At 57.5% G+C, this 7,777-nt stretch carries 7 protein-coding genes; 5 read left to right on the top strand and 2 right to left on the bottom strand.

What is annotated here, in order from left to right; all coding sequences use genetic code 11:
* Nucleotides 1-666 precede the first annotated feature (666 nt).
* On the bottom strand, nucleotides 667-1,329 hold the full coding sequence (locus ACTHV6_RS11550; protein ID WP_441387753.1) for a hypothetical protein: 663 nt from the start codon (nucleotides 1,327-1,329) through the stop codon (nucleotides 667-669).
* Nucleotides 1,330-1,508: 179 nt separating this feature from the next.
* Between ACTHV6_RS11550 and dapB the strand changes: the two genes are divergently transcribed.
* A complete protein-coding gene (gene dapB, locus ACTHV6_RS11555; RefSeq protein WP_441387754.1) occupies nucleotides 1,509-2,249 on the top strand; it encodes a 4-hydroxy-tetrahydrodipicolinate reductase in 741 nt (246 codons plus the stop codon).
* Nucleotides 2,250-2,273: 24 nt separating this feature from the next.
* Here the strand turns inward: dapB and ACTHV6_RS11560 are convergent, their stop codons facing one another.
* Nucleotides 2,274-2,867, bottom strand: coding sequence for a GNAT family N-acetyltransferase (locus ACTHV6_RS11560; protein ID WP_441387756.1), 594 nt, complete (start codon nucleotides 2,865-2,867; stop codon nucleotides 2,274-2,276).
* Between the two features lie 156 nt (nucleotides 2,868-3,023).
* Here ACTHV6_RS11560 and ACTHV6_RS11565 point away from each other — a divergent pair, with 156 nt between their 5' ends.
* The 4 genes from ACTHV6_RS11565 to ACTHV6_RS11580 form a co-directional block, all read left to right on the top strand.
* Nucleotides 3,024-4,631, top strand: a complete 1,608-nt coding sequence (locus tag ACTHV6_RS11565; RefSeq protein ID WP_441387757.1) for an FTR1 family iron permease — start codon at nucleotides 3,024-3,026, stop codon at nucleotides 4,629-4,631.
* Nucleotides 4,632-4,644: 13 nt separating this feature from the next.
* Nucleotides 4,645-5,289 (top strand): iron transporter, encoded by a 645-nt coding sequence (locus ACTHV6_RS11570; RefSeq protein ID WP_441387758.1) that lies wholly within the window; start codon nucleotides 4,645-4,647, stop codon nucleotides 5,287-5,289.
* Between the two features lie 103 nt (nucleotides 5,290-5,392).
* Nucleotides 5,393-6,658: a Fe-S-containing protein gene (locus tag ACTHV6_RS11575; protein WP_441387759.1), complete on the top strand. Its 1,266-nt coding sequence runs from the start codon at nucleotides 5,393-5,395 to the stop codon at nucleotides 6,656-6,658.
* A gap of 59 nt (nucleotides 6,659-6,717) precedes the next feature.
* On the top strand, nucleotides 6,718-7,777 hold a 1,060-nt coding region (locus ACTHV6_RS11580), incomplete at its 3' end, for an ABC transporter permease (RefSeq protein ID WP_441387760.1).

Below are 7,777 nucleotides of genomic sequence, written 5' to 3' on the forward strand. Positions count from 1 at the left end.
GACCGACAAGCCCAATCAACACCCGTCAAAAGGACCTGTCAACAAGGTAACGGGCTACGCGCTCAAACAACCTGAGGCACCAGTCCATCCCACGCGCTCAAACAACCTGAGGCACGTCGCCAACTTGACACAACACACTGATCGTGGCACGGATGGACCTCCAAGCGGCGAGCGATCTCAGCACCGGACAAACCGACATCATGCCAACATTCAATCTGGATTCTGTCATCAAGGCCAAATGACAGTAATGTGCAGACAAGGAAGCGCAACCCCTCAGGTCGTAGTGTCAACAATGACAAACTACAAGGTGTTGCGCTTCCACTCAGAACCCGGGTCAGGAATAGACCTCATGGTTTTGCGTTTGCTTCCTCGAACTCATGAAGCTCCAGACAGTCTAAGTCCTTGCATAGTCAACGCATACTCCTACAACGCCGGCCGACAAGCCACCGGCAAAACCGATACATGGCACGCAACCCGCCCCCGCTGTTCCTACACACACCGCACTACAAGCGATAGTGATCGCAGTAATTACCCAACCTGGTATTCCCTGCGCACTAAGACAATCGTTGAGCCTCTTCCAACTGAATCCAGCGAGGCTGAAGTCTCCTGAATCATTGGTGGCATCCTCTGCGGTTGTCCCATTTTGGTCAATTTGTGCTACTCCGTCTAGCCAAGTTTGGATGCGAAATTCATGTGTTGACAGGAGGGTGACAGCGCTCTCCGATACTTGGCTACTTCATCATCCCCCAAGTAGTACGTAACTCGGTTCGTTATTTCTAAGTTTTCGTCGTCCCCAGGCTCAAGAGCAAGTGGAACGGAGACGATAAGAGATCCTTCAAAGGAATAGACAGAAGCAGCCTGCCAGTTGATAGAGTCTCCCGAAGCAGTCGCATATTCGGAGGCTTGGGCTGTCTCAACTGCATCGGTCTTCTCTGATCCGGAAATATCTACCATCTCGTCGCGAAGAGACAACATATTTTCAGCGGTCTTCTCCATATTGTCTTCGGACGCCGTGATTGCCGATCTATTTGAGTTAGCGACCTGAGGTTGGTTCGTGGCAACCTCATTTTCTGATGAGCGCGAGGAAATCTGGTTCGTTGAGATTAACGTAGCAGCTGTTGCCCCAAGGGCTATGGCAACAGCTAGCCATGCAAACTTCTGCCAAGCAATCTTTCGATCGGGATTGAGGATAACAAGAGCTTGAACCAAGGCAAAGAGAATGAGGACGAATCCTACAATAAAGAGGATTGCGGCTATCGGCTCAAATGCAGGAACTAGAAGGAAGCAGACTGCTGAGCAGAGAAGTGGTGCTGCAACACGCCTACGCATTTTTTTACTCTCAATTGTTCCATTTTACTATTCGCTCCTTTGACATAGTGTGTGAGATGGAACCAACGGTCTACAAACTCTATCATCATTTGTGACGCGTGTCATAGAGACTGGGAACTTGCGGTCACGGATTCTCGCGGCCGGGGCGCACACGGGTCAACGGCGCTAGGCTAGTGCCCATGATTAAAGTCGCAGTGGTAGGCGCCCTTGGGCGCATGGGCCGGACCGTCTGTTCGGCAATTGAAGATGCTTCGGACATGGATCTGGTGGCCCGGATCGATGTGGGAGATGCCATTAACGAGCGCACGCTTGAGGGCGCCGAGGTGGCCGTCGAGTTCACGGTGCCGTCAGTGGGAGAGGCCAACGTTCACGCGCTGCTGGAGGCGGGGGTTGACGTCGTCGTCGGCACAACGGGCTGGACCGAAGAAAAGCTGGCGGGCGTGCGAACCAAGGCGGAAGAAACCGGCCGCTCGGTCATCATTGCCCCCAACTACTCACTTTCGGCCGTGCTGGTCATGAGTTTCGCTGAAAAGGCGGCCCCGTACTTCGAATCCGCCGAGGTCATAGAACTCCACCACCCGGACAAGGTGGACGCCCCGTCGGGCACCGCCACCACCACGGCGCAACGCATTGGCGCGGCGCGTGCGGCCCAGAACCTTCCGGAATCCCCAGACGCCACGGAAACTGATCCGAACGGTGCCAGGGGCGCGAAGATTGACGGGGTGAACGTGCACGCGGTGCGCCTACGGGGCCTGAATGCTCATGAGGAAGTCCTGCTGGGCAATCCGGGGGAGCAAATGGTGATCCGTCAGGATTCGTTTGATCGCTCCAGCTTCATGCCTGGTGTGTTGCTGGCGGTCCGCTCCGTGCGCGGGCGCGGCGGCCTCACCTACGGGCTTGACGAGATTATGGGCCTGTGATGGGGCGCGGCGTTTGAGCCCCGCCTACTCCTTCGCCTCCTCGGGCAGGAGGGCGTACCAGCAGTGCTGGGAGGCGTGATCGTTGCCCACTTCGATCGTGCGCCGTAGCCCCGTGGGGGCAAATCCAGCCCCGTTTAAGAAGGACGTGTGCGCACCATCACCTGCCAGGACCCACATTTGGACGGCGGTGGCCCCCTGCTCGCGTGCGAGGTCCGTGGCGGCGGCCAGAAGGCGGGAACCGTGCCCCTCCCGCCCGTTTTCGGTGGGGACTTCGAGGGCAGTTATTTCGACGACGGCGGTCTGGCCATCTCCCTCCGCCTCAACGGCGCTGGCCGCAGCGTCCAGCGGCTCGGGTCTGGTGGGGGAGAGCGCCGCGAATCCCACCACGGTGCCCTCATCAACGGCGCTGAGCACCGCGTGGCGGTCACTGGGGGGATCTGTGATTGCCTGCTCCCACTGGCGGGCAAAAGCATCGGGAACGAAGAGCTGTTGAACGTCCTCGGTGAGATCCGATTCGAGGGCTGCGGCGAGGGCTGCGCTCATGGTGTGAGCGTGAATAGGGCCAATAGCGCGAGCATCAAGAGCGGTTGCTGGACGAACGAAGACGTGGTGTGCCATAGGCCAAGGATACGCGGAATGGCGCCAGCATACTTTAACCCCGGTTGCCCCGTGTGGGATGGACAATGGTCCCAAAATGGCATGATGTTGGAGTCATAAGGTTAGACATGCCTAACCGAAGTTAGGCACACCTGACTTAGTGTCCACCGAAGGATTATGACCGTGTCCGTATCGAGAACAACCGTCACGCGCGTGAAACCTGCAGGCCTTGCTGCGGCATTTGTGGTTCTTCTCTTAGCTCTGCTGTCCATGTCCTCTGCCCCGTCCTTCGCGGCAGAAAAGGACTGGGACTCCTATGTGCAGGAGATCACGGAGAAGGTGACACAGATTCCCGAGCAGTACGCCGATGAAGATCTGGCTGGTGTTGAAACCTCCATCCGGCAGGCCTACTACGAGGTGTATCAGGTCAGCGGACTGGAGGCGGAGATCGATCACCGGCTGGGTGAGGACCGAAACGATGCCTTCGTTTCGCAGCTCTTGTCCTTGCGCGATCTCACCCAGGGTGGCGCATCGCAAGAAGAGGTTCAAGACGCGACGGATGAAACAATCGAGATTCTCGAGACGAACGTCGCGGATCTTGACGCAGCGCCTGAGGTCCATGACAAGTGGCAGCGGGTAGCCACACGGTCCACCGATCAAGTTGAGGCGTCTAAGCAGGCCTACGCAAATGGTGATTATCCCGGGGCGGCCAATGCCGCCCGCGATGCCTATCTGGCTCACTACGAAGCCGACGGCTTAGAAAAGGCAACCATTTCCTACATTGGCCAGTCGCGTGTGAGCGAAGTGGAAAGCATGTTCACGCAGCTTCGCCAGAACGGCCGTGATGGCGAAATCTCAGTGGACGAATTCAATGCGAAGGCCGATGAACTCATCGAGGCGCTGAACGCCGATGCGCAGGAACTTGATGAACTGACCTCGTCGGGTGAACTTGGCTGGAGCGGGTTCTGGGCATCTTTCGCCATTTTGCTGCGTGAGGGCGCGGAAGCACTGCTGGTTGTTGCCGCCGTGATTACCTACGCCATGAAGGCTGGCCGTAAGGATCAGATCCGGGGCATCGTGGTGGGTGTTATCGGGGCGTTGGCCGTGTCCATTGGGCTGGCTTTCCTCTTCTCGAAGCTCACAAGCTCCGCAGCTACCGGATTTGGTCAAGAACTCATCGAGGGAATTACCGGTGTGCTGGCCGTTGTCATGCTCATTTGGGTATCGAACTGGATCCTGTCCAAGGCCTCTGGCGATAGATGGCAGAAGTACATCGAAAAGACAGCTGGTAAGGGAACTGCCTCCGGTGGTGTGCTCGCGCTGGCTTCTGTGGCCTTCCTCGCGGTGCTCCGCGAGGGTGCTGAGACGATCCTCTTCTTCTCGCCGATTATTGCCGCAAGCCAGACCGGCGGCGATCACGCCAAGATGTGGCTGGGTGTGGGGGCCGCAGTGGTCATTCTGGCGACCATGTTCACGCTGATCTGGGTGTTCGGAGTGCGGCTTCCCATGAAGGCGTTCTTCAAGTGGACGTCGGTGCTCCTTGGACTCTTGGCCGTCACCATTGCCGGTGGGGCCATCAAGGAATTCCAAGATGCCACGCTGGTGCGCGCAACCCTCGTGGATGGTGTGCCCGAAATCAGTTGGCTGGGCGTATACCCAACCGTCGAATCGTTGGCTGCTCAAGGGCTCGTCATCGCCATCTTGGTGATTCTGGCTGTCCTCCAATACCGCAGCGCCAACACATCAAGGCAGCAGGCCGATACTGCAGCCGCCCAAACGAAATGAAAGGAACACGAAGGTGAAGAACAAGAAGCTTCTAGCCCTGCTGGCCGGAACCGCGATGGCCTTCTCGCTGAGCTCCTGCTCATCTGATGATGGAGATGCATCCGAATCAACGGACGAGGCAACGGTTGCCGCGAGCGAAGATGACGCCGCAAGCGAGGAAGATCCGGATACCACCGGTATCAACGAGCTGCCAGTGGGAGATTCAGGCCCGCAAACCGACGGTCCGTTGACGGTGGATCTTGTGTACTTTCAGGCTATCGATCTTGAGCAGGGTTCACTTTCCATGCCGCCCGCATCGGAATCGGATATGCACTTTGAGGTTGACGTTGCCACAACGGAAGAAGCAACCGAATGGGGTTACGAGGCAGATGAGTTCCTGCCCTACCTCAACATCAAGGCTGTTGTCACCAACACGGACACCGGAGAGGAAACCGATCTTGGCACGATGATGCCTATGATCGCCTCCGACGGTGCCCACTACGGCAATAACATTTCACTGGAGCCCGGCAACTACAACGTTGAGCTCACGGTAACCTCCCCGGCCGATGATTTCATGCTGCATACCGGTAAGGATTCCTCGGGCGTCAAGGGACGCTTCTGGAGCGAACCGTTGACGTTCGAGTTCGAGAACTGGCAATGGGACGGCCAGCTCATCTGAGTTGAACGTTCATATGACTGGACGGGTGGCGGCGCGCACAACACTGGCGCGCCGCCACCTGCCGGGCATACATCCGACCATTGTCAAAGGTTCTGACTAGTCCATGCTCAAACTCTTCGTTTTATCGATACAAAGCGCGCTTCCCCTGTGCTTGGCGCTCGCGATCCTCTTGGCTTCCCGGGCGTATTCGCCCAAGGAGCGGCGTATCGTGGCCCGCTGGACGGGGGCCGCAAGCGCTATCGGCCTGATCCTTGCCGGCCTGATCGCATATCTCCGGTTGAACTCGAAGCTGATCGATGTGCCCACGTTCAACGCCTACGTAGGGCCGGTCACTTTCCTTGCGATCGCACTGTTCCTCGTGGCCGTGTGGATCTTCGGTGGGCGCGATCTCCATGATATTGATCAGGGATGGCGCCACCGGTTTCTGACGGTGACAGCACTTGCCGCGATCGTGGCAGCCGGTGTGTTCTACGGGTTCACCTACTTCTTCAATACGAGCGGCATTGTTCCCATGGGATCGAGCATCCTCGATTCGGAGAGCCTCCTGCGCCTGGCAGGCTACTCCTTGGGAACCATTTTGGTGATTGTGGCGGCTTGGGGATACGTTGTGTCTGCCGCCCGCGTCCCGTGGTACATCCGAACCGCCGTGACCACCATCGTTTTCGCGGCCATGGTGATGCCGCGTGCGATCCTTCTCTACCAGCAGTTTGCCACGCGTCAGATTCTCCCGCGCAGCTCAACGATCTTCTCTTGGGTGCTGTGGATTCAACGCAACGAAGCTGCCACACAGCTGACACTAGCGATCCTCATCGCTGTTCCCGGCATCATCGCTCTGTGGACGCATTCGAGGGGGCCCTTCGCGAATCCGGCGGAGGTACGTGCTCGCAAAGCGGACCAGATTTCGCGGCGTAAGTTCGTCAGCCTATCCGTTGTGGGATCTGCCCTGTTTGTTGGGGCACTGACGGTAGGGAAGGCGCGAGCTGATTATGTTCCCGAACTCTCCGCCATTGAACCCTCAACGGTGGATGGTGATTGGGTCACCGTGTCCCGCGAACTGGTCAGTGATGGCCACTTGCATCGCTTCGCCTACACAGCTGAGGATTCAACAGAAGTGCGGTTCATCGTGATCCAGAAGAATGAATCGGCCTTCGGCACGGGATTGGACGCCTGCGAGATCTGCGGAAACTCCGGCTACTACGAAGATAAGGGCAAGGTCATTTGCCGCGAATGTGACGTCATGATGAATATTCAGACCATTGGATTCGTGGGCGGATGCAATCCCATTCCCCTCGACTATGAAATTGCGGGAGATACGCTCAGGTTCTCTGTCGAGGAACTTGAGAGCCACACATCGATATTTAAGAGTTAATAATGTTCTTTTGGCGAATGATTAATCGTGCGTTGCGCCGCCAGGTGAGCAAACGCCTCATGATCGCACTAACAATCTTCCTCGGTTCGGGGCTGACCACATCGATGTTTGCCGTCATGATGGACGTGAGCGATAAGGTTCAAGCCGAACTCAGTAGCTTCGGCGCCAATATCCAAGTGGTTCCCCAGGGTGCCTCGATCATTTCGGACATGTATGACGTTGACACGCCCACCCCTCAGGGAGCGATTCGTGAAGACGAACTGGGCAACCTCAAAACCATCTTCTGGGGCCATAACATTGAAGAGTTTGCCCCCTTCCTCGAATCCGACGCCACGGTGGACGGGGAGGACGTTCAGCTGGTGGGAACATGGTTCAACCAGCAACTTGACACCAAGAGCGGTGAAAGCGTCCAGACAGGCGTGGAACACATGCGCGACTGGTGGGATGTGACAGGTGATTGGGCAAACGATACGGATCAGGTCATGGTGGGCTCTCGGCTGGCCGAAACCCGGGGGTGGGGCCCCGGTGATTCGATTTCTGTGGTGGGCCATGGAGAAACGTTTGATGTGACTGTGGCCGGCGTGTTCCAATCCGGATCTGAAGAGGACAGGCAGCTCTTCGTTCCCCTTTCCGTTGCTCAGGGAACCGCTGGCCGTGATGGAGATGTGGATAAGATCGAAGTCCGCGCGATTACCACTCCCGATAACGATCTCGCACGCCGTGCCGCACGCGATCCCTCCGCTCTATCCCTGACCGATTGGGAGACGTGGTACTGCACCGCCTACGTCAGCTCGATCTCCTATCAAATCGAAGAAGCGATGACGAACGTGGATGCCAGCCCCGTCCGCCAGATAGCGGACACGGAAGGCGAAATCCTGGACAAGACCCAGCTCATCATGACGGTTGTGGCCATCTTCGCGATGGTTGCCGCATCGCTCGGTATCGCCAACCTAGTGACCGCCTCCGTGATGGAGAGGTCCAAAGAAGTTGGGCTCATGAAGGCGCTGGGTGCACGCAACAAGTCCGTGGTTGCCACAATTTTGACCGAAACCTCGGTGGTCGCCCTTGTTGGCGGGGTCCTTGGGTTCCTGGCGGGGCTGGGACTGGCCCAGCTGGTGG

The sequence above is a fragment of the Ancrocorticia sp. genome, assembly GCF_052089425.1.
Lineage (GTDB): Bacteria > Actinomycetota > Actinomycetes > Actinomycetales > Actinomycetaceae > Ancrocorticia.

What these genes read in the sequence shown, in the direction of transcription:
- ACTHV6_RS11550 (WP_441387753.1), bottom strand. Translation starts at nt 1,329, where the DNA reads ATGCGTAGGCGTGTTGCAGCACCACTTCTCTGCTCAGCAGTCTGCTTC.
- dapB (WP_441387754.1), top strand. Translation starts at nt 1,509, where the DNA reads ATGATTAAAGTCGCAGTGGTAGGCGCCCTTGGGCGCATGGGCCGGACC.
- ACTHV6_RS11560 (WP_441387756.1), bottom strand. Translation starts at nt 2,867, where the DNA reads ATGGCACACCACGTCTTCGTTCGTCCAGCAACCGCTCTTGATGCTCGC.
- ACTHV6_RS11565 (WP_441387757.1), top strand. Translation starts at nt 3,024, where the DNA reads ATGACCGTGTCCGTATCGAGAACAACCGTCACGCGCGTGAAACCTGCA.
- ACTHV6_RS11575 (WP_441387759.1), top strand. Translation starts at nt 5,393, where the DNA reads ATGCTCAAACTCTTCGTTTTATCGATACAAAGCGCGCTTCCCCTGTGC.